This window comes from Streptococcus mitis (assembly GCF_946190335.1).
GTDB lineage: Bacteria > Bacillota > Bacilli > Lactobacillales > Streptococcaceae > Streptococcus > Streptococcus mitis_CH.
Window position 1 is genome coordinate 166,321 of record NZ_CAMHZN010000004.1, and the last position, 26,733, is coordinate 193,053.

Sequence of the window (26,733 nt, forward strand, 5' to 3'; positions counted from 1 at the left end):
AGAAAGAAATGAAAAAAAGATATGTCATTTTATCTGGTTTACTAGCATTGACTCTTGCAGCTTGTTCGCAAGAAAAAACGAAACTTGAAGAAAATACTCAAAAGACGGAGCAAAGCAGTCAACCGGAAGGAACTGTAGGCAGCAAATCTCAAGCTTCTAGTCAGAAAAAGGCAGAAGTTAGCAATAAAGGAGACTACTACAGCATCCAAGGGAAATACGATGAAATCATCGTAGCCAATAAACACTACCCATTGTCAAAAGACTACAATCCAGGGGAAAATCCAACAGCCAAGGCTGAGTTGGTCAAACTCATCAAAGCGATGCAAGAGGCAGGTTTCCCAATTAGTGACCATTACAGTGGCTTTAGAAGTTATGAAACTCAGACCAAGCTCTATCAAGATTATGTTAATCAAGACGGAAAGGCAGCTGCTGACCGTTACTCTGCCCGACCTGGCTATAGTGAACACCAAACTGGCTTGGCCTTTGATGTTATTGGAACTGATGGTGATTTGGTAACAGAAGAAAAAGCAGCCCAATGGCTCTTGGACCATGCGGCTGATTATGGCTTTGTTGTCCGTTATCTCAAAGGTAAAGAAAAAGAAACAGGCTATATGGCTGAAGAATGGCACCTTCGTTATGTCGGAAAAGAAGCCAAAGAAATAGCTGCCAGTGGTCTCAGTTTGGAAGAATACTACGGCTTTGAAGGCGGAGATTACGTCGATTAATACTCTTCGAAAATCTCTTCAAACCACGTCAGCGTCGCCTTGCCGTACTCAAGTACAGCCTGCGGCTAGCTTCCTAGTTTGCTTTTTGATTTTCATTGAGTATAAAAAATAAACTTTTCTCTTGCAATTCTAGATAAATAGTGTATAATAGATGAGTATGTGTAAAGCATGCTTGTGGGAGGTAAAAATCTTTAATTACCGCCAAAACCACAAAGGAGGATTTAAAAATGGCTAAAAAAGTCGAAAAACTTGTAAAATTGCAAATCCCTGCTGGTAAAGCTACACCAGCTCCACCGGTTGGACCTGCTCTTGGTCAAGCTGGTATCAACATCATGGGATTCACAAAAGAGTTCAACGCTCGTACAGCTGACCAAGCTGGTATGATCATTCCAGTTGTTATCTCAGTTTACGAAGATAAATCATTTACTTTCATCACTAAAACACCACCAGCTGCTGTTCTTTTGAAAAAAGCTGCAGGTGTTGAAAAAGGATCAGGTACACCTAACAAAACTAAAGTTGCTACAGTTACTCGTGCACAAGTACAAGAAATTGCAGAAACTAAGATGCCAGATTTGAACGCAGCAAACGTAGAGTCTGCAATGCGTATGATCGAAGGTACTGCTCGTTCTATGGGATTCACTGTTGTTGACTAATCAATAACACCCCCAATATAACCCGCAAGACTTCATCATTTCGAGAAGTGACGTGGGAGATGAAAATCGATTGAACCACTTACAAGGAGAATAGAAAATGGCTAAAAAAAGCAAACAACTTCGTGCTGCTCTTGAGAAAATCGACAGCACAAAAGCATACAGCGTAGAAGAAGCTGTAGCACTTGCAAAAGAAACTAACTTTGCAAAATTTGACGCAACTGTAGAAGTTGCTTACAACTTGAACATCGACGTTAAAAAAGCTGACCAACAAATCCGTGGAGCAATGGTATTGCCAAACGGTACTGGTAAAACTTCACGCGTTCTTGTTTTCGCGCGTGGTGCAAAAGCTGAAGAAGCAAAAGCTGCTGGTGCAGACTTTGTTGGTGAAGATGACCTTGTTGCTAAAATCAACGACGGTTGGTTGGACTTCGACGTAGTTATCGCTACACCTGACATGATGGCTCTTGTTGGACGTCTTGGACGTGTCCTTGGACCACGTAACTTGATGCCAAACCCTAAAACTGGTACTGTAACAATGGATGTTGCTAAAGCGGTTGAAGAGTCTAAAGGTGGTAAAATCACTTACCGTGCTGACCGTGCAGGTAACGTTCAAGCAATCATCGGTAAAGTATCATTTGAAGCTGAAAAATTGGTTGAAAACTTCAAAGCTTTCAACGAAACAATCCAAAAAGCAAAACCAGCTACAGCTAAAGGAACTTACGTAACAAACTTGACTATCACAACTACTCAAGGTGTTGGTATCAAAGTTGACGTAAACTCACTTTAATCAGTAGTTTATATCAGAGAACGAGTGCGAAAGTGCTCGTTTTTTTGTCTTTAGTTATTGATTCTAAAGAATCGATGTGGCTTCATTCGTTTTTTCTTTTATGATTTAGTAGAAAAAATAATTAAAAAAATTTAGAGAAAGTTTTGTATTCTATTATTGAAATTGTTGAGGTTATGGGATAAAATCCGAACGATTTTTTCTAGAGGTATTAATGGTAGATGCATAGATAAGTGTATAGATTCTTAAAAAATGTTAACAAAAGCTTATAAAACGGCCGTAAATATAATATTTAGGTTATAAAAATAACGAAAACATAAAATATTCAATTGAAAGATGAATGTGAAAAACTGTACGTTATATTCGGATGTTTGTTTAAAAACTCATCAAATAAAAATATTATTTAATGAGATTTAAAAAAATAAAATAAAAAGCGAAAGATTTATAAGAGATTTGACGGTTCAAAATAAAAAGTGCTTGCAAAATATTTGAAAACATGGTATTATAATTATGCATGTTAATTGTGGATGATAAAAATTCCTCTTTTAAGTTTTAAGAGAGGAATTTTTATTTTTATCTATATATTAAATTTTAAAATTCCATATTATATATAAAGTAAGATAAAGTTTATATTTTATCGACAATAGATATAATATAGCTATAAATACTTATATAATGTAAATTTAAATATTATTACCAGATGAAACAATATAATAACACATAAAATATAGAAATAAGATTTCATTTTATACAATATCAGGATAAGGACTTTATTTGTATGAAATAAGATAAAATATCAATAAAAATATTTGTTTTATAAAGATAAAGTCACTATATAAGTAATAATTTAAACAATTATTTATTTGTTATCATATTTATTGCTAAAAAAACTTAAACATGGTAGAATAACTTTGAATATTGATGGTGTTTGCTGGTACTATCTAAAAGATAATCCTCTAAGTATTTTAGAAAATATAAAGGGGTCTTTTTATGTATCATCTTGGCTATTAATATCGCTAATAAACAGACTATTTTATGGAGGATATTTGTCAAAAATGAAGGACAAGCAGAAAGATTTTCGAACGGAAAAGTACATTCGTTACGGTATTCGTAAGTATAGTTTCGGTGCAGCATCAGTAGCTATTGCAGCTGGATTGATATTCCTTGGTAACGGCGCAGTATCTGCGACGGAAGTACAAGGTACGGAAACTGAAGTAGTAGCAGCTCCAGCTGGAAAATCAGATCAGCATACTACAGAAGCAAAACCTGAAGTTAAAGTAGAAGAAGCTAAAAAAGTAAACAAGGCAATACTGGAAGCAAGTATCGCGACTTTAGAATCTAAACTTTCAACTGCAAAATATGCGGATGCTACAGTAGTAAATTCAGCTAAGGAAGTATTGGTAACAGCTAAAGCAGCTCTTGCTAAGGCTGAATCTAACCAAGCTGATGTAGATGCCCAAGCCGAAACTGTATCAGCTTTGAGCACAGTTGTTACTGAGTCAAATACTGCTGGTTTCGATAACAAACAAGCAGCTGAAAAAGAAGCTACGAAAGCTGAAGCTGAAAAGAAAGCTACTCCAGCTGAGAAAGCTCTTTCAGTAGCAACAACAACTCTTACACAAGTATCATCAGAAGCTGAAGTAACAAACAAATTAGCTGAGACTGAACTTGCTAAGGCTGATGTCAAAGAAGAAAACAAGGCAGCAGTTACAGCGGCAGTCGCTAAGAACCAAACAGTACTTGCTGAAACTAAGGCTCTTTTGGTTGATAAGAGTGTCACAAAAGAGCAAGTAGATGCACAATTGGAACGCCTTAACGAATCAATCCTTGCAGTCTACAACGAGTTGAAAAATGCAGGGATTAACCGTGATGGTAAGTTCGCGGTAGCTCTTTCAGCTAACGAAGGATATACAGCAGCTTCCACAGAATTACGAAAAGAAAATGGCGAATTCAATGGAGCTACTGGTAAATCTTACAAAGTATTAGATGGTAACAACAATTACAAAATTTATGTTCATGGTTATCAATCAGAGAATACAGAAGTGCCTGCGGCTAATAGTGGACAAGCAGGGATAAGTGGTCGTACTGATATTCCTTTATCAAAAACAGAAGCTCAGAAACTTGGTCGTGAAGCTGCTCTATGGAAAGGGAAACTTCGTGCTACAGGAAAAACTAATGGGAATACAATATGGGGTGCGGGTGGATCTTATGAATATTTAGCGACAGAAATTTATGGATACACATATGAACAAGGCAATCACTACGTGTATATCACTGATGCTAAAAAACGTTTCACTTTATCACCAGAAGCAGAAGCTGCGGGATATAAAATTAAAGATATCAAACTAAGTAACTTAGTTCCTGGTACAGGATATAATGAAAAAACAGATACTGTAGAAGGATACGTAGCATCTACTCTTCAAAATGGTGTTTATGATATGCGTTATATCGTCACTGTTGAAAAAGACGGTCAAACTCAAGATATTACTTTCCGTGACTTAACAGCTGGATGGGTTGGATGGCAAGACTCAACAGCTCCATTAATTAAAGGTAAATCTACAATGGTCACAATTGGAGATGAAGTGAACCATAATATTAAATATGTTGATAACGATGGAATGAGTCGTGATGAAAGAACTGGTTATGTATACAGAAGTAATGGAGAAAAAGTTGTTGCCGGTTCAAAAACGGCTCCTGGAGGCACGAATGGAGCAACTTTTACTGCAGTTGATGGATCTAAAGTAAATACCGAGAACGGACCACAAACTGTCACAGCCCACACAGCCTTAAATGGTAATTTTACGGGAAGTAAAACTTCGATAAATGATGTTGTACCAGGATTAAATTATGATCCAAAAACTGGAAATATTACAGGAACAGCGTCAGAAGCTGGAATTTATACAGCAAATGTTTACGCCAAAGACTATAATAATACAACCAATGCGAAAAATCAGGATTGGAATATGTATGGTCAAGAAGCTCATGAAAATATTACGATTGCAGTAGCTCCAAAAATTACTGTATCTAATGTTGAAGCGTATGCAACAAAAGTTCCAGTATCTGTTTCTAACGGTGCTAATAAAGCAGAAATCACAATGCCAGATGGAACAGTTACAAAATTAGTTGTAAAAGACGGTAAATGGACTGTAGCTGCAGGAACTACTAATACAGCTGTAAAAGAAGGAGATCAATTAGGAGATGCTTCAGCAACAGCAGCGTCTAAAATTAATATTCCTGTTACTTCAGACTCTACACAATATGTTGGAGTAGATAGTATTGTAGCGAAAGCAACAACTGATAAAGTTCGTGCAGACTTACAACGTGAAGTTGTGAAAGTGAAAGATGCAAATAATAAAGAATATACAGCTACATTTAATAGTGCAACTGGTAAATATACGCTTCCAAATGAAGACGCATATGTCTTAAAAGACAATGGAGATGGAACTACAACATTAACAGAACGTCGTGTTTATACAGATGCAAAAGCAGATGGTAGTGTTGACTATATTGTATACGAATTCACTCGTACATGGAATGCAACATCTTCAGCAGCTACTTTAACAGAAAAAGTTGCAGAAATTCGTAAGAATGGTGAAGTAACAGCCGTAGGAGATGTAACTCGTACAGTTACTGCATTACCAAAAGCGCAAACAGCTGATACAAAAGGAGTTACGGTTACTGTAACTTATGATTCAGCAACAAATACATGGACTGCTTCTGATGGGTCTACAGTTACTGCTGAAAAATCAAATGCTGGATGGAAGATTTCTACAGATTCAGGATTTAAAGGATATGTAGCTTTCCGTGAAGCAACAGGAACAGACGTAGCTTCTATTCAAAATGATAAACCAACTGGAACTTCAACAAGTTATTCAGATACTCAAGGGAATTCTGTAGACTTATTGAAATCACCAAAAGCAAATGTAGCATTTGAAGATAAAATTGACGATGAGTCAGATGATGCTCAATCTGAGACAATTAAAACTAAATTAACAGTAACTTCACCAAGTGGAGCTAAAAAAGAATTTAATTTAGCAGAAGCAGAAGAAAAAGCATATATTCAAGCACAACGTACTGCAGCAGAAAAAACAAAAGCAGCAGCAGAAGCGATTGCGAACGCTCAAGGAGCAAATAATGAATTAGCGAAAATTCAAGAATTAGTAGACCGTCAAGATAGAATTGTAGAAGATGCTCAAAAAGCTTTAGACGATTTAAATCTTCGTACAATTTCACCAACAGCGAGAGATTTAGCTGAGAAGAAATTAAATGCGGCAAAAGAACAACAAGCATCACTAAAAGCAGAATTAGATAAAGCGGCAGCAGCATTACCTGATGTAGAAGCAAAAGTGAAATCAGCTCGTGATGAAGCTCTTGCAGCTGAAAAAGCTGTAGAAACAGCTCGTGAAGCATTGAAAACAGCAGCTGAGAAAAACTTAGCAAACCCAGAAATCGCAGCATATACATTAGGTGAGTATGGAAGTTATAAAGTAACAGTAAGATCTGTTGACTCAAATGGTGTTGTAACAACTCCAACAGTAGGAAAAACAGATTCAGGAGAAGTTACAGAAGATGCAGTTGCAGAAACAACTTACTACATCGTGGTTTCTAAACCTGAAAAATCTTCTGGTGCAGAAGGTCAAGAACAAACTGATTCAATGGAAACAGGATTCAAGACTGGTTTACCAAATGATGCAGAAGTATCTGACTACAAACTAGTTGATCCAGTATCAGGTAAAAAAGTAAATTCTGTAACTACTGATGAAGGTACTTATGAAATTGATGAAAACACAGGTAAAGTAAACTTCACACCAGCTCCAGGATTTATTGGTACGGCTAAACCTTTAACAGTTTCAGCTAATGTAGCGTTAACAGGAGATGATGGTCAACCAGTAGTAGTAGAATCTTCAACTACTTACACACCAACTGTATATGGTGTTAAACCATCAAATGATGAAACTAAAGGAAAACAAGGACAACCTCAAGAATCTAAATCAGGAAAAGATCGTTTCTCTGAATTAAATACAGGAACTAATACTCCAGATGGCACAAATGTAGACTGGTCTACAGCGAAGTACTCACTAGAAGGTGCTGATGAAGAAGGTAAAGTTGTAGTACCAGGAGAAGGAACATATACAATCGATAAAGATGGTAAAGTAACATTCACTCCAGAACCAAGCTTCAAAGGTAAAGCAAAAGGAGTAGATGTTAAAGTAGCTGTAACAGCAACAGATTCAGAAGGAAATAAAGTTGAAGTTACATCTAGTGGGGATTATACTCCAGAAGTGGAAGCGATAGAACCAACTGCAGAACCAAAAGAAACAAGTGGAAAACAAGGTAAACCACAAACTCAAGATGCTACTACAATGTTCAAAGAAGGTGACGAAACAGCGCCAATCGATAAATCTACAGTGAAACTTGTAGATCCAACAGGTGCAGAAGTCACAACAATGCCAGCTCTTAAAGATGGAAAAGAAGTAGGTACTTATACTTTAGATCCAGAAACTGGAGTAATTACATTCCAACCAGATAAAGACTTTACTGGAACACCAGACCCAGCTAAAGTAACAGCGGCAGACAAAAACGGAACAAAAGTAGAAACAACTTATACTCCAACTGTGACTCCAGTAGTACCAGAAGGACAAGATAAAACTACGACAAACCTTCAAGGAAAACCTCAACAAAGTAAAGTAGTCTTTACACCAGGGGACGATGAATTCCCAATCGATGATAAAGTTCCGGCAACATTTGAAGATGGAACAACTGAAAAAGTAGTACCAGGAGAAGGAACATACACAGTAGATTCAGATGGAACAGTTCACTTCCAACCAGAAAAAGACTTCACAGGAGTAGCTAAAGGTGTAACTGTAAAACGTGTTGATACCAATGGAACACCAGCTACTGCGAAATACACACCGATTGTTAAACCAGTAGTACCACAAGGATTCGATAATGTGACTACAGGAGTACAAGGTCAAGAACAAAATGGTAAACCTTACTTCAAACCAGGTAATGAAGCAGTACCAATCGATTACGATAAACCAGCAACATTACTTGACCCAGAAACGAAGCAACCTGTTCCTTCAAATGAACTTCCAGCGAAAGATCCAGAAGGAAATGTAATCGGTAAATATACTTTAGATCCGACTACAGGAGTAGTGAAATTCACACCAGAAGATAAATCATATGTAGGGCCAGTACAACCAGTAACAGTTCAACGTGTTGATAAAAACAATACACCGGCAACAGCTGATTATACTCCAGTAATCGTAGGGGTTAAACCAACAGCTAAGCCAGCTGAATCAACGGATGTACAAGGTGCAACACAAAAACAACCTATTACATTCAAAGGTGGAACTGCAGATTTAGAAGATCCAGTTGGAAATCCAATTAAATCAGATCCAGTACTGATTAATCCAGGTTCAGTTACATTAGTAGGTGAAGATGGAAAACCAACTAATGAAGTGGTTGTAAAAGATCCAAAAGATCCAAATAAAGTAATTGGTAAGTATACTCTTGTAAAAGAACCTGGTAAAGATCCAGTTGCAGTATACACACCAGAAGACAAAACATATGTAGGACAAGTTCCACCGGTAACTATTCAAGCAGCAGATATGAATGGAACTCCAGTAAGAACTACGTACACACCTAACATTAAACCTGTAACACCAACAGCGACACCAGCTGAAACAACAGATATTCAAGGTAAAGCACAAACAGGATTACCAGAATTCAAAGGTGGAAAAGTAACGGTTAATGATGAAGAGAAAGTTGTTCCAATTGACGAAACAAAAGCTCCAAAACTAATTGATCCAACAACAGGACAACCAACTGATAAAGTTGTAGTAGAAGGCGAAGGAACATACACAATCGAAGATGGTAAAGTTAAATTCCAACCAGAACCACAATTTACAGGAACAGCTACAGGTGTAGAAGTTCAACGTGAAGATACAAACGGAACACCTGTAAAAGCTAAATACACTCCAACGGTAACTCCAGTTAAACCAACAGGAGAAGACGTTACGTCAGAAGATGTACAAGGTGCTGAACAAAATGGAACACCAAAATTCACACCAGGAAATACTGATGTTGCAATTACAATTACTGATGAGCAACCAGCGAAATTAATCGATCCAGAAACAGGGAAGCCAACTGATAAAACCACAATAGTGATTCCTGATGAAGGAAAATACACAATCGATCCTAAGACTGGAGAAGTAACATTCACACCAGAACCACAATTTACTGGTCAAGCAACAGGGGTAACTGTTCAAGTGAAAGATGCGAACGGAACACCTGTAGAAGCAAGCTATACACCTAAAGTTAAAGGTGTAACTCCAACAGCAACACCAGCTAAATCTAAAGATATTCAAGGTAAACCACAAACAGGATTACCAGAATTCAAAGGTGGAACAGTAACGGTTAATGGTGTACCAAAAACTGTTGAGATTGATGAAACAAAAGCACCTAAACTTCTTGATCCAGAAACAGGAGAACCAACTGATGAACCAGTAGTAATTCCTGGAGAAGGAACATACACAATCGAAGATGGTAAAGTTAAATTCCAACCAGAACCACAATTTACTGGAAAAGGAGAAGGTGTAGAAGTTCAACGTGTAGATAAGAATGGAACGCCAGTAACAGCTAAGTATACTCCAAAAGTAGTGCCAGTAACTCCAACTGGAGAAGATAAGACATCAGTAGGACCTAAAGGTCAACCACAAACAGGAACACCAGTATTCAATGGTGGATCAGTGAAAATCAATGGAAAAGAAGAAACTGTTGAAATTAATACTGACGAACCAGCGAAACTAATCGATCCTAAGACAGGTGATCCAGTTGATTCTGTAACAGTTGAAGGCGAAGGAACATACAAAATTAATCCTAAGACTGGAGAAGTAACATTCACACCAGAACCAGAATTCCTAGGAACAGCTACAGGAGTAACTGTACAACGTGTAGATAAGAACGGAACAGAAGTAACGGCTAAATACACTCCAACAGTAACACCAGTAACAGCGACTGTAGACAAAACTACAGAAGGACCTAAGAATACTCCTCAATCTGAAACTCCAGAGTTCACAGGAGACGTAGATTTAGATGTACCACCAACATTCTCTGATGGTTCAACTAAGATGGTTGTTGACGGAGAAGGAACTTATACTATCGATAAAGATGGTAAAGTAACATTTACTCCAGAAGCAGATTACGTAGGAACTGGAGAAGGTGTGACTGTTGTAAGAAAAGATAAAGCAGGAAAAGATATTTCTGCGAAATACACTCCAACAGTTCGTCCAGGAACAGACTATGTAGATGAAAATGGTAAAGAAATTCCAGGATTCCCAAGTAAAGATGGAGAACAACCTAAGGTAGATATTCCAGGATATAGATATAAAGAAACAATCACTGATGAGCATGGAAATACTCGTCATATCTATGAACAAGTGAAAACATTCTTCAAGGATAAAGATGGAAATCCAATTCCAAAAGTTCCAACTGAAAAAGGAGAACAACCTAAGAAAGATATCCCAGGCTACCGCTTCGTAGAAACAAAACCACTTCCAAATGGAGATACTGAGCATATCTACGAAAAAGTGAAAACATTCTTCAAGGATAAAGATGGAAATCCAATTCCAAATACTCCAACAGAAGAAGGGGAACAACCTAAGAAGGATATTCCAGGCTACAGATTCGTAGAAACAAAACCACTTCCGAATGGTGATGTCGAGCATGTTTATGAAAAAGTAACACCACCAGCTCCAACACCTTCACCTGTTCCTCAACCAAATCCAGGTAATCAAAATATTACAATTTGGACAGATGAAAATGGTAATCCAGTGAAACCGTCTGAACCAGGTTCTAAAGAGCCAGAAACAATTCCAGGTTACGAATATGTGAAGACTGTGACAGATCCAAATGGAAGTATCAGACATATCTTCAGAAAAGTTCAAACTCCAACACCAGTTGAGCCAGCAACTCCAGCAATGCCTGAACAGCCAGCACAACCTCAAGTACCGGCTACTCCAGTACAACCAGCACAACCAGTACAAGCAACAGCAACGAAAGAAGCTGAAGCTAAGCGTGAATTGCCAAACACTGGTACAGAAGACAATGCTAGCCTTGCAGCACTTGGACTTCTCGGAGTATTGAGCGGATTTGGTCTTGTAGCTCGCAAGAAGAAAGAAGAATAAGCTTTCTAATTGACATGATTTGTTTGTAATGAACATATCTGTTTAAACCTGATGAATCATTCGATTCATCAGGTTTTTTTGGATCTTTGTCAACTGTAGTGGGTAGAAGGAAAGCTAAGCTCGAGAAAGGACACATTTCGTCCTTTCTTTTTTTGAGTATAACAGCCATGTCGTTCATCTGAGATGTAAGTACTCCGTGGTTACCATCTACTAGTGAACCTATATGAGTATACTACGTGAGCAATTGAATTCGAACTAGAGAGTTAATTAATAAATTTATGCTATAATCATGGCAGACTGTATGCGTTTGATTATAGTTCATCAAAAAATAGATTAGAATTGTCAGACAATATCATTTTATGTTATAATGAAGAAAAAAACAGAGGTGTTCAAATGTCAGAAGCAGGTCATAAGTTTTTAGCAAAACTGGGGAAAAAACGCTTACGCCCAGGTGGAAAACGTGCCACAGATTGGTTAATTGCAGAAGGAGGATTTTCAAAAGAAAAGAGAATTCTAGAGGTTGCGTGTAATAGGGGAACTACAGCAATTGAGTTGGCACAGCGTTTTGGTTGTAAGATAACTGCTGTTGATATGGATGCTCAAGCTTTAGAAGTGGCTAAAAAGTCTGCTGAAACGGCAGGTGTTGCTCATTTAATCAGTTTTGAAAGAGCTAATGCAATGAAACTTCCTTATGAAGATGCTAGTTTTGATATTGTTATAAATGAAGCTATGCTGACTATGCAAGCCGATCAAGCTAAGAAAAAATGTGTAATGGAATATCTAAGGGTTTTAAAACCTGAAGGTCTTCTCTTGACACATGATGTGCTTCTTAAGGAAGCTAAAGAGTCTGTCAGACAGGAACTGTCACAAGCAATTCATGTAAATGTGGGTCCTTTAACTCAAGATGGTTGGGAACAGGTGATGATAGAATCAGGTTATTGTGATGTGAAAGTATTGACTGGTGAAATGACATTAATGAAATTATCAGGTATGATTTATGACGAAGGTTGGCTAGGAACCTTGAAAATTTGTGTAAATGCTTGTAAAAAGGAGAATAGAAAGCAGTTTTTAACTATGTATAAAATGTTCGATAAGAATAAAAAGAACTTGGGTTTTATTGCTATGGCTAGTCATAAATCGTCAAATCGTTAGATAATCATTGATGTTAACTTTTCCTTTTTTCTTTCTTAAAAAATATGCTATAATAGAGAGTAAAAAACTTTGAAAGAAAGAAAAAGATGAATTTAAAAGATTATATTGCAACAATTGAAAATTATCCTAAGGAAGGCATCACCTTCCGTGATATTAGTCCTTTGATGGCTGATGGAAATGCTTATAGCTACGCTGTTCGTGAAATCGTTCAGTATGCTACTGACAAGAAAATTGACATGATCGTGGGACCTGAGGCTCGTGGATTTATCGTGGGTTGTCCAGTTGCCTTTGAGTTGGGAATTGGTTTTGCGCCTGTTCGTAAGCCAGGGAAATTGCCACGTGAAGTCATTTCTGCTGACTATGAAAAAGAGTACGGTGTTGATACCTTGACTATGCACGCAGATGCTATTAAGCCAGGTCAACGTGTTCTGATCGTAGATGACCTCTTGGCAACAGGTGGAACTGTGAAGGCAACGATCGAGATGATTGAAAAACTTGGTGGTGTTGTAGCAGGTTGTGCCTTCCTTGTTGAATTGGATGAATTGAACGGCCGTGAAAAAATCGGTGACTACGATTACAAAGTTCTTATGCATTATTAATCAAAAACAGTCCCTAGGGCTGTTTTCTCTACATTAGGATATAAAAATAGACTATAGCTAGTTAGAGAAAAAGTATAATTGAAAACTATATCTTCTTGCAGTATAATAAAAGGACTAGGTGTTTGAGATTTGGCTTCAAACATATGCAATTATTCCTGAAAGAGTACAGTTAGGAGAGGGTTATGCCGATTCGAATTGATAAAAAATTACCAGCTGTTGAGATTTTACGGACAGAGAATATCTTTGTCATGGATGATCAACGTGCGGCCCACCAAGATATCCGTCCTTTGAAGATTTTAATTTTAAATCTCATGCCACAGAAAATGGTCACAGAGACCCAGTTGCTGCGCCATTTGGCTAATACACCCCTACAACTGGATATTGATTTTCTCTATATGGAAAGCCACCGTTCTAAGACAACTCGTTCAGAGCACATGGAGACCTTTTATAAAACTTTTCCTGAAGTTAAGGACGAGTATTTTGATGGGATGATTATCACGGGTGCTCCAGTTGAGCATTTACCATTTGAGGAAGTGGACTATTGGGAGGAATTCAGTCAGGTAATCGAGTGGTCCAAGACCCATGTCTATTCGACCCTTCATATCTGTTGGGGGGCTCAGGCTGGTCTTTATCTGCGTTATGGGGTTGAAAAATACCAGATGGACAATAAGTTATCAGGTATTTATCCTCAGGATACTCTAAAAGAGAGTCACCTTCTCTTTAGAGGTTTTGATGATAGCTATGTATCACCTCATTCACGGCACACGGAGATTTCCAAGGAAGAGGTCTTAAACAAAACCAATCTCGAGATTTTATCTGAAGGACCTCAGGTTGGGGTTTCGATTTTGGCTAGTCGTGATTTACGAGAAATTTATAGTTTTGGGCATTTGGAATATGACCGTGATACCTTGGCAAAAGAGTATTTTAGAGATCGTGACGCAGGTTTAGATCCACATATTCCAGAAAATTACTTTAAGGATGATGATGTCAACCAGACACCTTGTCTTTGTTGGTCTTCATCAGCAGCCCTCTTTTTCAGTAACTGGGTAAATTATGCAGTCTATCAGGAAACCCCTTTTGACTGGAGAAAAATAGAAGATGATGCATCTGCATTTGGGTATTTATAAGAGGAATTATGACATATTTAGACGCTTTTAAATCAGGGAACTTGGTTTTACCGAGTGCCCTGCTCTTGCATTTTAAGGAACTCTTTCCTTCTAGCGACGATTTTCTGGTCTGGCAATTTTTCTATTTGCAAAATACGACAGGTTTGGATGAAATGTCGCCAAGCCAGATTGCTGAAAGGATTGGTAAGGAAATTTCGGATGTCAATCAGGCCATTTCCAATCTGACGGAGAGGGGACTGCTTCAGTATCGTACTATCGAATTAAATGGCGAAATCGAATTGCTTTTTGATGCTAGTTTGGCATTGGAACGTTTGGATAATTTCCTTGGAGCTGCTCATTCAAGTTCAGACCAGTTGACACCTCAAAATCAGCTTAAGAATTTGGTGGAAACTTTCCAGCAGGAGTTGGGACGCTTGTTGACTCCTTTTGAGATTGAGGATTTGACTAAGACACTAAAGGAAGATGGAACCAGTGCTGACTTGATTAAGGAGGCTCTTCGTGAAGCGGTTTTGAATGGAAAACCAAACTGGAAGTATATCCAGGCCATTTTGAGAAATTGGCGCCATGAAGGCATCAAAAGTGTGGCTCAAATAGAGGCCAAGCGGGCAGAGAGAGAAGCAAGCAATCCTCAGTTGACACAGGTATCGGCAGATTTTAGAAATGCTATGGATCTCTGGAAGGATTGATCGTTACAAGCAGGCTTGAAATCCGAGTAAGATTTGCAAGCTGTGTATAATTGTGATAAAATAAGTAGAAAATAAATTGAAAAAAGAGGTATGTGAAATGTCACGTAAACCATTTATCGCTGGTAACTGGAAAATGAACAAAAATCCAGAAGAAGCTAAAGCATTCGTTGAAGTAGTTGCATCAAAACTTCCTTCATCAGATCTTGTTGAAGCAGGTATCGCAGCTCCAGCTCTTGATTTGACAACGGTTCTTGCAGCTGCAAAAGGTTCAAACCTTAAAGTTGCTGCTCAAAACTGCTACTTTGAAAATGCAGGTGCTTTCACTGGTGAAACAAGCCCACAAGTTTTGAAAGAAATCGGTACTGACTATGTTGTTATCGGTCACTCAGAACGCCGTGACTACTTCCATGAAACTGACGAAGATATCAACAAAAAAGCAAAAGCAATCTTTGCAAACGGTATGCTTCCAATCATCTGTTGTGGTGAGTCACTTGAAACTTACGAAGCTGGTAAAGCTGCTGAATTCGTAGGTGCTCAAGTATCTGCTGCATTGGCTGGATTGACTGCTGATCAAGTTGCTGCATCAGTTATCGCTTATGAGCCAATCTGGGCTATCGGTACTGGTAAATCAGCTTCACAAGACGATGCACAAAAAATGTGTAAAGTTGTCCGTGACGTTGTAGCTGCTGACTTCGGTCAAGAAGTGGCGGACAAAGTTCGTGTTCAATACGGTGGTTCTGTTAAACCTGAAAACGTTGCTTCATACATGGCTTGCCCAGACGTTGACGGTGCCCTTGTAGGTGGTGCGTCACTTGAAGCAGAAAGCTTCTTGGCTTTGCTTGACTTTGTAAAATAATCAGTAGCAAAAGCTAGGTGGAACAGCATTGAGATGTCTGTTCCATTTTTTATAGGAGAGGAAAGATTGAAAACAAAGATTGGAAAAATTGGATTAGCAAGTATCTGCTTACTAGGATTGGCAACTAGCCAGGTCGCTGCAAATGAAACTGAAGTGGCAAAAACTTCGCAGGATGCAACGACAGTTTCAAGTAGTTCAGAGCAAAATCAGTCTTCTAATAAAACTCAAACGAGCGCAGGAGTAAAGACCACTGCTTCTGCCCACTGGGATGGGGATTATTATGTAAAGGCTGATGGTTCCAAAGCAAAGAGTGAGTGGATTTTTGATAACTACTATAAGGCTTGGTTTTATATTAAGTCAGACGGTCGTTATGCTCAAAATGAGTGGCAGGGCAATTACTACCTAAAATCAGGTGGTTATATGGCTAAGAATGAATGGGTTTATGATAACGCCTATAAGAATTGGTTTTACCTGAAGTCTGATGGTTCTTATGCTAACCAGGAATGGCATTCTGTTGGAGGTAAATGGTACTATTTTAAAAAATGGGGCTATTTAGCTAAAAGTCAATGGCAGGGAAGTTATTTCCTAAATGGTCAAGGTGCCATGATGCAAAATGAATGGCTCTATGATCCAGCCTATTCGTCTTACTTCTATCTTAAGTCCGATGGTTCTTATGCAAATCAAGAGTGGCAAAAGATTGATGGCAAGTGGTATTATTTCAAGAAGTGGGGATACATGGCTCAAGATGAGTGGCATGGAAACTATTATTTGACAGGAAGTGGTGCTATGGCGACTGGTGAATTAGTCATGGATGATGCTCGCTATATTTTTTCTGACTCAGGTGAGTTAAAAGAAAAGAAAGACTTGAATGTTGGTTGGGTTTATCGAAATGGACACCGTTATTTCTTTAACCATCGTGAAGAACAGGTCGGAACTGACCGTGCTAAGAAGGTTATTGATGTCAGTGAGCATAATGGCCGCATTAGTGATTGGAAAAAGGTTATTCAGGAAAATGGGGTTGATGGCGTTATTGTTCGCTTGGGATATAGTGGTGTAGAAGATAAAGAATTAGCTTATAATATTCAAGAATTTAATCGACTAGGCATTCCTTATGGTGTTTATCTTTATACCTATGCAGAAAATGAAACAGATGCTGAGAATGATGCCAAACAGACTATTGAACTCTTGAAGAAATATAAGATGAACCTGTCTTATCCAATCTACTATGATGTTGAAAATTGGGAGTATTTAAATAAGACCAAGAAAGCTCCGACTGACACAGCTACTTGGGTTAAAATTATCAATAAGTATATGGAAACCATGAAGCATGCTGGTTACCAAAACGTGAAAGTTTATAGCTATCGTCAACTTTTGCAAACTCGTTTGAATCATCCAAATATTTTACAACATGTAAACTGGGTTGCAGCTTATACGGATGCGCTTGATTGGAATAATCCTCATTATTCAGGAGAAAAAGGATGGCAATATACTTCATCTGACTCTCTTAAAGGGATTCGAGGACGTGTGGATGTTAGCGTCTGGTATTAAGATGTAAAACTGAGAAAAGAGTGTACATTTGTATGCTCTTTTCTTTATTTTATCTCTGTTAAGAGAGATTGAAAGTGACTGGGTTTCATTCTAAAAAATTCTTAAATTATCAGTCTATTGCAACTTTTCTCATGTGAGTCATTTGGCTTGCTATTGGTTTTACTTAGTAGTATACTAAGGTAGTAATCATTAAGAAGTGGTTACAAAAAATAATAAACGAGGTAAAATAAAATGGTAGAATTGAAAAAAGAAGCAGTAAAAGACGTAACATCATTGACAAAAGTAGCGCCAGTAGCATTGGCAAAAACAAAGGAAGTATTGAACCAAGCTGTTGCTGATTTGTACGTAGCTCACGTTGCTTTGCACCAAGTACACTGGTATATGCGCGGTCGTGGTTTTCTTGTGTGGCATCCAAAAATGGATGAATACATGGACAGCCTTGATGGCTATCTTGACGAAATCAGCGAACGTTTGATTACACTTGGTGGCAGCCCATTCTCTACTTTGACAGAATTCCTTCAACATAGTGAAATCGAAGAAGAAGCTGGTGAATACCGTAATGTTGAAGAAAGCTTGGAACGTGTCCTAGATGTTTATCGTTATCTCATCACTCTGTTCCAAAAAGCTTTGGATGTTACTGATGAAGAAGGTGATGATGTGACAAACGATATCTTTGTTGGTGCTAAAGCTGAACTTGAGAAAACGGTTTGGATGCTTGCGGCAGAACTTGGACAAGCACCTGGTTTGTAAGAAATAGAATAATCATATAAAAATCTGTAGGATGCCTCTTACGGATTTTTTTCTATTCTGTAAGCTATTCCAAACCAGTCTTTTTTTGAGTTTTTTGATAAAATAGTACTATCAGTAAAAAGGATGGAAGCATGACTAAGAAAATCGTAGCTATTTGGGCCCAGGATGAAAAGGGTGTTATTGGTAAGGACAATCGTCTGCCTTGGCATTTGCCAGCAGAATTGCAACACTTTAAAGAAACAACTCTGAATCATGCTATCTTGATGGGGCGCGTGACCTTTGATGGGATAGGGCGTCGCTTGCTTCCAAAACGGGAGACCTTGATTTTGACTCGTAATCCAGAAGAAAAGATAGATGGGGTTACTACTTTTTATGATGTCCAGTCTGTCTTAGATTGGTATCAGGCTCAAGACAAGAATCTTTATATTCTCGGTGGAAATCAGATTTTTCAGGCTTTTGAACCCTATTTGGATGAAGTAATTGTCACTCAAATCCATGCTCGGGTGGAGGGAGATACCTATTTTCCTGAAGAGTTTGACTTGTCTATTTTTGAAATAGTTTCAAGCAAATTTTACGCCAAAGATGAGAAAAATCCTTATGATTTTACTATCCAATACCGCAAGAGAAAGGAAGTCTAATGGAACGTAGTATATTTGGTTTTTTCACAGCCATGCTGTGTTTGGTTTGCTTGCTTGCAGGAGCACAGGCTTTTCGTAAGAAGCGTTATGGACTTTCTGTCCTGCTCTGGTTAAATGCCTTTACTAATTTGGTCAATAGTATCCATGCTTTTTACATGACCTTATTTTAGATAGAATGACAGTATAAAAAGAATAGAACGGAAGGAAATCATGCCTACAAATAGGAATAATGATATGATGGTTTATTGCTCATTTTGTGGTAAAAGCCAAGAAGAAGTACAAAAAATAATCGCTGGCAACAACGCCTTTATCTGTAATGAATGTGTAGAGTTGGCCCAGGAAATCATTCGAGAGGAGTTGGCTGAGGAAGTTTTAGCAGACTTGTCTGAGGTACCAAAACCAATCGAACTCCTCCATATCTTGAACCACTATGTAATTGGTCAAGATCGTGCCAAGCGTGCCTTGGCAGTGGCGGTTTATAACCACTACAAACGTATCAATTTTCACGATACGCGTGAAGAGTCGGAAGATGTGGATTTGCAGAAGTCAAACATCTTGATGATTGGCCCAACTGGTTCAGGGAAAACATTCCTTGCCCAGACCTTGGCTAAGAGCTTGAATGTACCTTTTGCGATCGCAGATGCGACAGCTCTTACTGAGGCTGGTTATGTGGGTGAGGACGTGGAAAATATTCTTCTCAAACTCTTGCAGGCTGCTGACTTTAACATTGAACGTGCAGAGCGTGGCATTATCTATGTGGATGAAATTGACAAGATTGCTAAGAAGAGTGAGAACGTGTCTATCACACGTGATGTTTCTGGTGAAGGCGTGCAACAAGCCCTTCTCAAGATTATCGAAGGAACTGTTGCTAGCGTGCCGCCTCAAGGTGGACGCAAACATCCGCAACAAGAGATGATTCAAGTGGATACCAAAAATATTCTCTTCATCGTGGGTGGTGCTTTTGATGGCATTGAAGAAATTGTCAAACAACGTCTGGGTGAAAAAGTCATCGGATTTGGTCAAAATAATAAAGCGATTGACGAAAACAGCTCTTACATGCAAGAAATCATCGCAGAAGATATTCAAAAATTTGGTATTATCCCTGAGTTGATTGGACGCTTGCCTGTTTTTGCTGCTCTTGAGCAATTGACGGTTGATGACTTGGTTCGTATCTTGAAAGAGCCAAGAAATGCCTTGGTCAAACAATACCAAACCTTGCTTTCTTATGATGATGTCGAGTTGGAATTTGACGACGAAGCCCTTCAAGAAATCGCCAATAAGGCTATCGAACGCAAAACTGGTGCGCGTGGTCTTCGCTCGATCATCGAAGAAACCATGCTAGACGTCATGTTTGAAGTACCGAGTCAGGAAAATGTGAAATTGGTTCGCATCACAAAAGAAGCTGTCGATGGAACGGATAAACCAATCTTGGAAACAGCCTAGAGGTGACTATGGAACTTAATACACACAATGCAGAAATCTTGCTCAGTGCGGCAAATAAGTCCCACTATCCGCAGGATGAACTGCCAGAGATTGCCCTAGCAGGGCGTTCCAATGTTGGTAAGTCTAGCTTTATCAACACTATGTTGAACCGTAAGAATCTGGCTCGTACGTCAGGAAAACCTGGGAAAACCCAGCTTCTTAACTTCTTCAATATCGACGACAAGATGCGCTTTGTGGATGTGCCTGGTTATGGTTATGCCCGTGTTTCCAAAAAGGAACGTGAAAAGTGGGGGCGCATGATTGAAGAGTATCTAACGACTCGGGAAAATCTCCGTGCAGTGGTCAGTCTAGTTGACCTCCGTCATGACCCGTCAGCAGATGATGTGCAGATGTACGAATTTCTCAAGTACTATGAGATTCCGGTCGTCATCGTTGCGACCAAGGCAGACAAGATTCCTCGTGGTAAATGGAACAAGCACGAATCAGCAATCAAAAAGAAATTAAACTTTGACCCAAGTGACGACTTTATCCTCTTTTCATCTGTCAGCAAGGCAGGGATGGATGAGGCTTGGGATGCAATCTTAGAAAAATTGTGAGGAAAAGAAAATGGCAAAAACAATTCATACAGACAAAGCTCCAAAGGCTATCGGGCCTTATGTTCAAGGAAAAATCGTTGGCAGTCTTTTGTTTGCTAGCGGTCAAGTTCCTCTCTCTCCTGAAACTGGGGAAATCGTTGGAGAAACGATTCAAGAACAGACAGAACAAGTCTTAAAAAACATCGGTGCTATTTTGGCAGAAGCAGGAACAGACTTTGACCATGTTGTCAAAACAACTTGCTTCTTGAGCGATATGAACGACTTTGTTCCTTTTAACGAGGTTTACCAAACGGCCTTTAAAGAGGAATTTCCAGCTCGTTCAGCAGTAGAGGTAGCTCGTCTTCCTCGTGATGTAAAAGTCGAAATTGAAGTCATCGCAGAGATTGGATAAGCTAGTTGAAGTTTGGTGTTGCCAAACTTCTTTTGATATAAGGAGAAAAAGATGACAAAGAAACAACTTCACTTGGTGATTGTGACAGGGATGAGTGGTGCAGGGAAAACCGTAGCCATTCAGTCTTTTGAGGATCTAGGTTATTTCACTATTGATAATATGCCTCCAGCTCTCTTGCCTAAGTTTTTGCAGTTGGTGGAAACAAAGGAAGATGACCATAAGTTGGCCTTGGTAGTGGATATGCGTAGCCGTTCTTTCTTTTCAGAAATTCAAGCTGTCTTGGATGAGTTGGAAAATCAAGATGATTTGGATTTCAAAATTCTCTTTTTGGATGCAGCTGATAAGGAATTGGTTGCTCGTTACAAGGAAACCAGACGGAGTCACCCACTAGCAGCAGACGGTCGTATTTTAGATGGAATCAAGTTGGAACGTGAACTCTTGGCACCTTTGAAAAATATGAGTCAAAATGTGGTGGATACGACTGAACTTACTCCTCGTGAGCTGCGTAAAACCATTGCAGAGCAGTTTTCAGATCAAGAGCAAGCCCAGTCTTTCCGTATCGAGGTCATGTCTTTCGGTTTTAAATATGGAATCCCAATTGATGCGGACCTAGTCTTTGATGTCCGTTTCTTGCCAAATCCCTATTACCTTCTAGAACTGAGAAACCAAACGGGTGTGGATGAACCAGTTTATGATTATGTCATGAACCATCCTGAGTCAGAAGACTTTTATCAGCATTTGTTGGCCTTGATTGAGCCGATTTTACCAAGTTACCAAAAGGAAGGGAAGTCCGTTTTGACCATTGCCATGGGTTGTACAGGTGGACAACACCGTAGTGTGGCCTTTGCTAAACGCTTGGCGCAGGACTTATCCAAGAATTGGCCTGTTAATGAAGGGCATCGCGACAAAGACCGAAGAAAGGAAACGGTAAACCGTTCATGAGAAAACCAAAAATAACGGTGATTGGTGGAGGGACTGGGATCCCTGTCATTCTAAAAAGTCTGCGGGAAAAAGATGTGGAAATCGCTGCTATCGTAACGGTGGCGGATGATGGTGGTTCTTCAGGTGAACTCAGAAAAAATATGCAGCAGTTGACACCGCCAGGTGATCTTCGCAATGTCCTTGTGGCCATGTCGGATATGCCTAAGTTTTATGAGAAAGTCTTTCAGTATCGCTTTTCTGAGGATGCAGGAGCCTTTGCTGGCCATCCGTTGGGAAATCTCATTATTGCTGGCCTGTCAGAAATGCAGGGTTCGACCTACAATGCCATGCAGTTACTGAGCAAATTTTTCCATACAACTGGGAAGATTTATCCTTCCAGTGACCATCCCTTGACCCTTCATGCAGTCTTTCAGGATGGGACAGAAGTTGCTGGAGAGAGCCATATTGCAGACCATCCAGGCATGATTGACCATGTCTATGTGACCAATACCCTCAACGATGATACGCCTCTGGCCAGCCGTCGAGTAGTGCAGACCATTCTTGAAAGTGACATGATTGTCCTCGGACCTGGTTCTCTATTTACCTCTATTTTGCCCAATATCGTGATTAAGGAAATCGGGCAGGCGCTTTTGGAAACCAAGGCAGAAATCGCCTATGTCTGCAATATTATGACCCAACGTGGGGAGACAGAACACTTTACAGATAGTGACCACGTGGAAGTCTTGCATCGTCACCTTGGCCGACCTTTTATCGACACTGTCTTGGTGAATATCGAAAAAGTGCCTCAGGAATACATGAATTCCAACCGGTTTGATGAATATTTGGTGCAGGTGGAACATGATTTTGCTGGTCTTTGTAAGCAAGTTCCGCGTGTGATTTCATCCAACTTCCTTCGTCTGGAAAATGGGGGTGCCTTCCACGATGGGGATTTGATAGTGGACGAATTGATGCGCATTATACAGGTGAGAAAATGAGTTTCACAGTAGCAGTAAAAGAAGAAATCCTAGGTCAGCACCATCTAAGCCGGCATGAATTATCTGCCATTATCAAGATGTCTGGTAGCATCGGTCTCTCGACCTCGGGCCTAACCTTGTCTGTCGTGACAGAAAATGCCAAACTGGCTCGTCACCTCTATGAGTCCTTTCTCCATTTCTATGAAATCAAATCGGAAATCCGACACCACCAAAGAAGTAATCTTCGTAAGAATCGGGTCTATACCGTTTTTACAGATGAAAAGGTGCAGGACCTGCTGAGTGATTTGCACTTGGCAGACTCCTTTTTTGGTCTGGAAACAGGTATTGACGAGGAGATTTTATCAGACGAGGAAGCAGGTCGTGCTTATCTTTGTGGCGCTTTCTTGGCAAATGGAAGCATTCGTGACCCTGAGTCAGGTAAGTACCAGCTGGAAATCAGTTCTGTTTATCTAGACCACGCGCAAGGGATTGCCTCTCTTCTCCAGCAATTTTTACTGGATGCCAAGGTGCTTGAGCGCAAGAAGGGAGCTGTGACCTATCTCCAGCGTGCCGAAGATATTATGGACTTCTTGATAGTCATCGGAGCTATGGAGGCGCGTGATGATTTTGAGCGGGTTAAGATTTTGCGAGAAACCCGTAACGACCTCAATCGGGCCAATAATGCCGAGACGGCGAATATCGCTCGGACAGTCTCTGCCAGCATGAAGACTATCAACAATATCAGCAAAATCAAATATATCATGGGCTTAGAAAACCTGCCAGTGGATTTGCAGGAAGTGGCGCAGCTGCGGATTCAGCACCCAGACTACTCTATCCAGCAGTTGGCAGATAGTCTTAGCACTCCCCTTACAAAAAGTGGTGTCAACCACAGACTCAGAAAGATAAACAAATTAGCCGATGAACTATAAAACCACGAATCCTATGTGACTCGTGGTTCTTTTTTTATAAACTAGTAGAGTGTTTTGGTTGTACTTTTTGCTCTGGGTCAATGTAGTTGATGGCGTTGTTAACAGCGGTTGGTGCTTCTCCAAGCCCTGTTGCAATCAGATCAATTTTTCCGTCATAGTAGCAGCAGTCACCGATAGCATAGATACCTGCTTGGCTGGATTCCTGTTTGCTGTTGACGATAATCTTGTGGCGGTTGAGGTCCAGACCCCAGTTTTTAAGGTTACCGACAGAAGATTTGAAACCATAGTTGACAAAGAGGTGGTCTAGGTCAATAGTTTCTGCTTCATCAGATTTGACTTTTGTGATTTCCAACTTGTCAAGCGTTTTTCCATCTCCAAGAAGTTGGCTAGGAACGAATGGTGTCTTGATGGATACAGATGATTCTTGTAAGGCTTGAACACTGTGTTCCAAGGCGCGGAAATTATCTCTGCGGTGAACAAGGGTAGTTGGCGCAATTTTTTCAAAAGCCAAAGCCCAATCTACAGCTGAGTCCCCACCACCCAGAATCGTCACTTTCTTACCAGCGTATTGCTGGATGTTGGAAACGTGGTAGTGGATATTTTCATAGCCCTCAACGCCTTCTAGTTCCAGCGGACGTGGTTTAAAGGCACCGCCACCCATAGCGATGATAACTGTTTTAGACAGGTGACTTCCTTTAGAAGTTGTGATGACAAATCCTTCCTCTTGTTTTTCAATCTCAAGAACCGTTTCATTGAGATGAATAGGGGTATCAAAGCCGTTTAGTTGTTCAATCAAGCGGTTGGTCAATTCTTCTCCAGTCAGGTTTGGGAAACCTGGAACGTCGAGGATTTCCTTTTCAGGATAGAGAATAGCAGGTTGTCCACCTAGTTGTGGAAGGGAGTCGATGATTTGGACCTTGGCTTGGCGTAGGTGGGCATAGAAGGCTGCAAAAAGTCCGACGGGACCACCACCTACAATGGTAATATCATAGAGTTGAGACATGGTTTCTCCTTTGTTTTTTCTAGTCAGTTTATTTTATCATATTTTTTCTTTAATTTAAAATGAAGTAGGATAGGGAAAAAAATGTCAGAAAAATGGTATAATAGAAAGGAACGTGTTTGGACAGAGAGGAGACAGCAGATGAACTTTCAACAATTATCCAACCTGCAATATTGGACTAGCTTGTTTTCTAGTCCTTGGAGTATTGCCATCAATCTGTTTGATATTTTGATTGTGGCCTATATTTTATATCGTTTTACAAAAGCGATAGCTGGCACCAAGATTATGATTTTGGTGCGTGGGGTCGTGATCTTTGTATTAGCCCAGGTTGTGGCCAATATCCTTGGTTTAACAACGATTTCTTGGTTGATTAATCAAATTATCACCTATGGGGTTATTGCTGCGGTTGTTATCTTCTCTCCAGAGATTCGGACTGGTTTGGAACGCTTGGGAAGGGCGACAGATTTCTTTTCTACTGCTCAAATTAGTGCAGAAGAGCAAATGATTCGTGCCTTTGTCAAGTCGGTTGAATATATGAGTCCTCGTAAGATTGGTGCTCTAGTTGCCGTCCAACGAGTTCGGACCTTGCAAGAATACATCGCTACAGGTATTCCCTTGGATGCCAATATTTCAGCTGAACTCCTTATTAATATCTTTATCCCCAACACTCCTCTACATGACGGTGCTGTGATTATCAGAGAAAATCGGATTGCGGTAACTTCTGCCTATCTGCCCTTGACAGAAAGCACAGGGATTTCCAAGGAATTTGGGACCAGACACCGGGCGGCTATCGGCTTATCAGAAGTGTCCGATGCCTTGACCTTTATCGTCTCAGAGGAAACAGGTGGTATTTCTATTACCTACAATGGGGTCTTCAAACATGACTTGACGATTGAAGAATTTGAAGCAGAGCTACGAACAATACTTTTGCCAGCTGTTGAGGAAAAAGTCAGTTTTAAGGACCGTTTGCTAGGAGGTTGGAAATATGAGAAAAAATAGTCTATATATCATTTCATCTCTCTTTTTTGCTTGTGTCTTATTTATCTATGCGACGTCAACCAACTTTCAAAATAGCAATACCGCAAGGCAGGTCAAATCAGAAACCTACACCAATACGATAACGAACGTTCCTATCGATATTCACTATGATAATGACCAGTATTTCATTAGTGGATTTGCATCAGAAGTTTCAGTGATATTAACCGGAGCTAATCGTGTGACCTTGGCCAGCGAAATGCAGGAGAGCACTCGTAAGTTTAAGGTCACAGCGGATTTGACGGATGCCAGTGTTGGAACGATTGAAGTTCCCTTGAATATTGAAAATCTTCCAAGCGGATTGACCGCTGTGGCAACGCCTCAAAAGATTACAGTGAAAGTTGGGAAGAAGGTTAAGCGAGATGGGATGATTGTTGTGCCACAAGTTGACCAAAGCCAGATTGATTCCAAGCTACAAATTGATAGTGTAACCGTGTCAAACGAACGAGTTTCTGTCACAACTGACCAAGAAACACTAGCTAAAATTGATCGTATTATTGCGCTTTTACCAACTAGCGAACGGATTACAGGAAATTACAGTGGTTCAGTACCTTTGCAGGCAATCGACCGTAATGGTGTTGTCTTACCGGCAGTTATTACTCCGTTCGACACAACAATGAAGGTGACTACAAAACCAGTAGCACCAAGTTCAAGTACATCAAATTCAACTACAAGCAGTTCGTCGGAGACATCTTCGTCAACGAAAGCAACTAGTTCAAAAACGAATTAAAAATAGGA

The 26,733-nt window shown here is 39.7% G+C and carries 22 protein-coding genes; 21 read left to right on the forward strand and 1 reads right to left on the reverse strand.

Annotated features, from left to right (window positions below; translation table 11 throughout):
- Nucleotides 1-8 precede the first annotated feature (8 nt).
- The 19 genes from ldcB (at nucleotide 9) to whiA (ending at nucleotide 23,960) form a co-directional block, all read left to right on the forward strand.
- Nucleotides 9-725 carry an LD-carboxypeptidase LdcB/DacB gene (gene ldcB / locus N8O43_RS07310; protein ID WP_261089922.1) on the forward strand — a complete coding sequence of 239 codons (717 nt, stop codon included), beginning with the start codon at nucleotides 9-11 and terminating at the stop codon, nucleotides 723-725.
- 227 nt (nucleotides 726-952) lie between these two features.
- Complete coding sequence (gene rplK, locus N8O43_RS07315) at nucleotides 953-1,378, forward strand: 50S ribosomal protein L11 (protein ID WP_001085807.1); 426 nt, start codon at nucleotides 953-955, stop codon at nucleotides 1,376-1,378.
- Between the two features lie 97 nt (nucleotides 1,379-1,475).
- Entirely contained in the window at nucleotides 1,476-2,165 is a 690-nt protein-coding gene (rplA, locus tag N8O43_RS07320) for a 50S ribosomal protein L1 (RefSeq protein WP_001085675.1), read from the forward strand.
- Nucleotides 2,166-3,217: 1,052 nt separating this feature from the next.
- The gene (locus N8O43_RS07325; protein ID WP_261089957.1) at nucleotides 3,218-11,350 is read left to right on the forward strand and encodes a YSIRK-type signal peptide-containing protein; all 8,133 of its coding nucleotides are present in this window, start codon (nucleotides 3,218-3,220) and stop codon (nucleotides 11,348-11,350) included.
- A 393-nt stretch (nucleotides 11,351-11,743) separates the two neighbouring features.
- Entirely contained in the window at nucleotides 11,744-12,502 is a 759-nt protein-coding gene (locus N8O43_RS07330) for a class I SAM-dependent methyltransferase (protein WP_261089925.1), read from the forward strand.
- A gap of 86 nt (nucleotides 12,503-12,588) precedes the next feature.
- Complete coding sequence (locus N8O43_RS07335) at nucleotides 12,589-13,101, forward strand: adenine phosphoribosyltransferase (protein ID WP_001049318.1); 513 nt, start codon at nucleotides 12,589-12,591, stop codon at nucleotides 13,099-13,101.
- Between the two features lie 182 nt (nucleotides 13,102-13,283).
- Complete coding sequence (metA, locus tag N8O43_RS07340) at nucleotides 13,284-14,228, forward strand: homoserine O-acetyltransferase MetA (protein WP_261035235.1); 945 nt, start codon at nucleotides 13,284-13,286, stop codon at nucleotides 14,226-14,228.
- An 8-nt stretch (nucleotides 14,229-14,236) separates the two neighbouring features.
- Nucleotides 14,237-14,914 carry a DnaD domain-containing protein gene (locus N8O43_RS07345; protein WP_261089926.1) on the forward strand — a complete coding sequence of 226 codons (678 nt, stop codon included), beginning with the start codon at nucleotides 14,237-14,239 and terminating at the stop codon, nucleotides 14,912-14,914.
- A gap of 97 nt (nucleotides 14,915-15,011) precedes the next feature.
- On the forward strand, nucleotides 15,012-15,770 hold the full coding sequence (gene tpiA / locus N8O43_RS07350) for a triose-phosphate isomerase (protein WP_084925750.1): 759 nt from the start codon (nucleotides 15,012-15,014) through the stop codon (nucleotides 15,768-15,770).
- A gap of 33 nt (nucleotides 15,771-15,803) precedes the next feature.
- The gene (lytC, locus tag N8O43_RS07355; protein WP_261089927.1) at nucleotides 15,804-17,318 is read left to right on the forward strand and encodes a choline binding-anchored murein hydrolase LytC; all 1,515 of its coding nucleotides are present in this window, start codon (nucleotides 15,804-15,806) and stop codon (nucleotides 17,316-17,318) included.
- A gap of 231 nt (nucleotides 17,319-17,549) precedes the next feature.
- Nucleotides 17,550-18,068, forward strand: coding sequence for a Dps family protein (locus N8O43_RS07360; RefSeq protein WP_000229886.1), 519 nt, complete (start codon nucleotides 17,550-17,552; stop codon nucleotides 18,066-18,068).
- Nucleotides 18,069-18,199: 131 nt separating this feature from the next.
- Nucleotides 18,200-18,706, forward strand: coding sequence for a dihydrofolate reductase (locus N8O43_RS07365; RefSeq protein WP_261089928.1), 507 nt, complete (start codon nucleotides 18,200-18,202; stop codon nucleotides 18,704-18,706).
- The gene (locus N8O43_RS07370) at nucleotides 18,706-18,876 is read left to right on the forward strand and encodes a hypothetical protein (protein WP_000442260.1); all 171 of its coding nucleotides are present in this window, start codon (nucleotides 18,706-18,708) and stop codon (nucleotides 18,874-18,876) included. The genes N8O43_RS07365 and N8O43_RS07370 overlap by 1 nt, the downstream gene beginning before the upstream one ends.
- A 40-nt stretch (nucleotides 18,877-18,916) precedes the next feature.
- Nucleotides 18,917-20,149 (forward strand): ATP-dependent Clp protease ATP-binding subunit ClpX, encoded by a 1,233-nt coding sequence (gene clpX / locus N8O43_RS07375; RefSeq protein ID WP_012972566.1) that lies wholly within the window; start codon nucleotides 18,917-18,919, stop codon nucleotides 20,147-20,149.
- An 8-nt stretch (nucleotides 20,150-20,157) separates the two neighbouring features.
- Nucleotides 20,158-20,745: a ribosome biogenesis GTP-binding protein YihA/YsxC gene (yihA, locus tag N8O43_RS07380; RefSeq protein ID WP_261089931.1), complete on the forward strand. Its 588-nt coding sequence runs from the start codon at nucleotides 20,158-20,160 to the stop codon at nucleotides 20,743-20,745.
- Nucleotides 20,746-20,755: 10 nt separating this feature from the next.
- Complete coding sequence (locus tag N8O43_RS07385; RefSeq protein WP_261089932.1) at nucleotides 20,756-21,136, forward strand: RidA family protein; 381 nt, start codon at nucleotides 20,756-20,758, stop codon at nucleotides 21,134-21,136.
- Nucleotides 21,137-21,187: 51 nt separating this feature from the next.
- A complete protein-coding gene (gene rapZ / locus N8O43_RS07390; protein ID WP_084925753.1) occupies nucleotides 21,188-22,078 on the forward strand; it encodes an RNase adapter RapZ in 891 nt (296 codons plus the stop codon).
- Nucleotides 22,075-23,052, forward strand: a complete 978-nt coding sequence (locus N8O43_RS07395; protein ID WP_001231075.1) for a YvcK family protein — start codon at nucleotides 22,075-22,077, stop codon at nucleotides 23,050-23,052. The genes rapZ and N8O43_RS07395 overlap by 4 nt, the downstream gene beginning before the upstream one ends.
- Nucleotides 23,049-23,960 (forward strand): DNA-binding protein WhiA, encoded by a 912-nt coding sequence (gene whiA, locus N8O43_RS07400; RefSeq protein ID WP_261089933.1) that lies wholly within the window; start codon nucleotides 23,049-23,051, stop codon nucleotides 23,958-23,960. The genes N8O43_RS07395 and whiA overlap by 4 nt, the downstream gene beginning before the upstream one ends.
- A gap of 34 nt (nucleotides 23,961-23,994) precedes the next feature.
- Here the strand turns inward: whiA and N8O43_RS07405 are convergent, their stop codons facing one another.
- The gene (locus N8O43_RS07405) at nucleotides 23,995-24,963 is read right to left on the reverse strand and encodes an NAD(P)/FAD-dependent oxidoreductase (RefSeq protein ID WP_000081016.1); all 969 of its coding nucleotides are present in this window, start codon (nucleotides 24,961-24,963) and stop codon (nucleotides 23,995-23,997) included.
- Nucleotides 24,964-25,101: 138 nt separating this feature from the next.
- On the opposite strand from N8O43_RS07405, the gene cdaA reads away from it, so the two are divergent.
- Nucleotides 25,102-25,959, forward strand: coding sequence for a diadenylate cyclase CdaA (cdaA, locus tag N8O43_RS07410; RefSeq protein ID WP_261089934.1), 858 nt, complete (start codon nucleotides 25,102-25,104; stop codon nucleotides 25,957-25,959).
- Complete coding sequence (locus N8O43_RS07415; protein ID WP_001230940.1) at nucleotides 25,946-26,725, forward strand: CdaR family protein; 780 nt, start codon at nucleotides 25,946-25,948, stop codon at nucleotides 26,723-26,725. The genes cdaA and N8O43_RS07415 overlap by 14 nt, the downstream gene beginning before the upstream one ends.
- Nucleotides 26,726-26,733: the final 8 nt, after the last annotated feature.

What these genes read in the sequence shown, in the direction of transcription:
- ldcB (WP_261089922.1), top strand. Translation starts at nt 9, where the DNA reads ATGAAAAAAAGATATGTCATTTTATCTGGTTTACTAGCATTGACTCTT.
- rplK (WP_001085807.1), top strand. Translation starts at nt 953, where the DNA reads ATGGCTAAAAAAGTCGAAAAACTTGTAAAATTGCAAATCCCTGCTGGT.
- rplA (WP_001085675.1), top strand. Translation starts at nt 1,476, where the DNA reads ATGGCTAAAAAAAGCAAACAACTTCGTGCTGCTCTTGAGAAAATCGAC.
- N8O43_RS07325 (WP_261089957.1), top strand. Translation starts at nt 3,218, where the DNA reads ATGAAGGACAAGCAGAAAGATTTTCGAACGGAAAAGTACATTCGTTAC.
- N8O43_RS07330 (WP_261089925.1), top strand. Translation starts at nt 11,744, where the DNA reads ATGTCAGAAGCAGGTCATAAGTTTTTAGCAAAACTGGGGAAAAAACGC.
- N8O43_RS07335 (WP_001049318.1), top strand. Translation starts at nt 12,589, where the DNA reads ATGAATTTAAAAGATTATATTGCAACAATTGAAAATTATCCTAAGGAA.
- metA (WP_261035235.1), top strand. Translation starts at nt 13,284, where the DNA reads ATGCCGATTCGAATTGATAAAAAATTACCAGCTGTTGAGATTTTACGG.
- N8O43_RS07345 (WP_261089926.1), top strand. Translation starts at nt 14,237, where the DNA reads ATGACATATTTAGACGCTTTTAAATCAGGGAACTTGGTTTTACCGAGT.
- tpiA (WP_084925750.1), top strand. Translation starts at nt 15,012, where the DNA reads ATGTCACGTAAACCATTTATCGCTGGTAACTGGAAAATGAACAAAAAT.
- lytC (WP_261089927.1), top strand. Translation starts at nt 15,804, where the DNA reads ATGTCTGTTCCATTTTTTATAGGAGAGGAAAGATTGAAAACAAAGATT.
- N8O43_RS07360 (WP_000229886.1), top strand. Translation starts at nt 17,550, where the DNA reads ATGGTAGAATTGAAAAAAGAAGCAGTAAAAGACGTAACATCATTGACA.
- N8O43_RS07365 (WP_261089928.1), top strand. Translation starts at nt 18,200, where the DNA reads ATGACTAAGAAAATCGTAGCTATTTGGGCCCAGGATGAAAAGGGTGTT.
- N8O43_RS07370 (WP_000442260.1), top strand. Translation starts at nt 18,706, where the DNA reads ATGGAACGTAGTATATTTGGTTTTTTCACAGCCATGCTGTGTTTGGTT.
- clpX (WP_012972566.1), top strand. Translation starts at nt 18,917, where the DNA reads ATGCCTACAAATAGGAATAATGATATGATGGTTTATTGCTCATTTTGT.
- yihA (WP_261089931.1), top strand. Translation starts at nt 20,158, where the DNA reads ATGGAACTTAATACACACAATGCAGAAATCTTGCTCAGTGCGGCAAAT.
- N8O43_RS07385 (WP_261089932.1), top strand. Translation starts at nt 20,756, where the DNA reads ATGGCAAAAACAATTCATACAGACAAAGCTCCAAAGGCTATCGGGCCT.
- rapZ (WP_084925753.1), top strand. Translation starts at nt 21,188, where the DNA reads ATGACAAAGAAACAACTTCACTTGGTGATTGTGACAGGGATGAGTGGT.
- N8O43_RS07395 (WP_001231075.1), top strand. Translation starts at nt 22,075, where the DNA reads ATGAGAAAACCAAAAATAACGGTGATTGGTGGAGGGACTGGGATCCCT.
- whiA (WP_261089933.1), top strand. Translation starts at nt 23,049, where the DNA reads ATGAGTTTCACAGTAGCAGTAAAAGAAGAAATCCTAGGTCAGCACCAT.
- N8O43_RS07405 (WP_000081016.1), bottom strand. Translation starts at nt 24,963, where the DNA reads ATGTCTCAACTCTATGATATTACCATTGTAGGTGGTGGTCCCGTCGGA.
- cdaA (WP_261089934.1), top strand. Translation starts at nt 25,102, where the DNA reads ATGAACTTTCAACAATTATCCAACCTGCAATATTGGACTAGCTTGTTT.
- N8O43_RS07415 (WP_001230940.1), top strand. Translation starts at nt 25,946, where the DNA reads ATGAGAAAAAATAGTCTATATATCATTTCATCTCTCTTTTTTGCTTGT.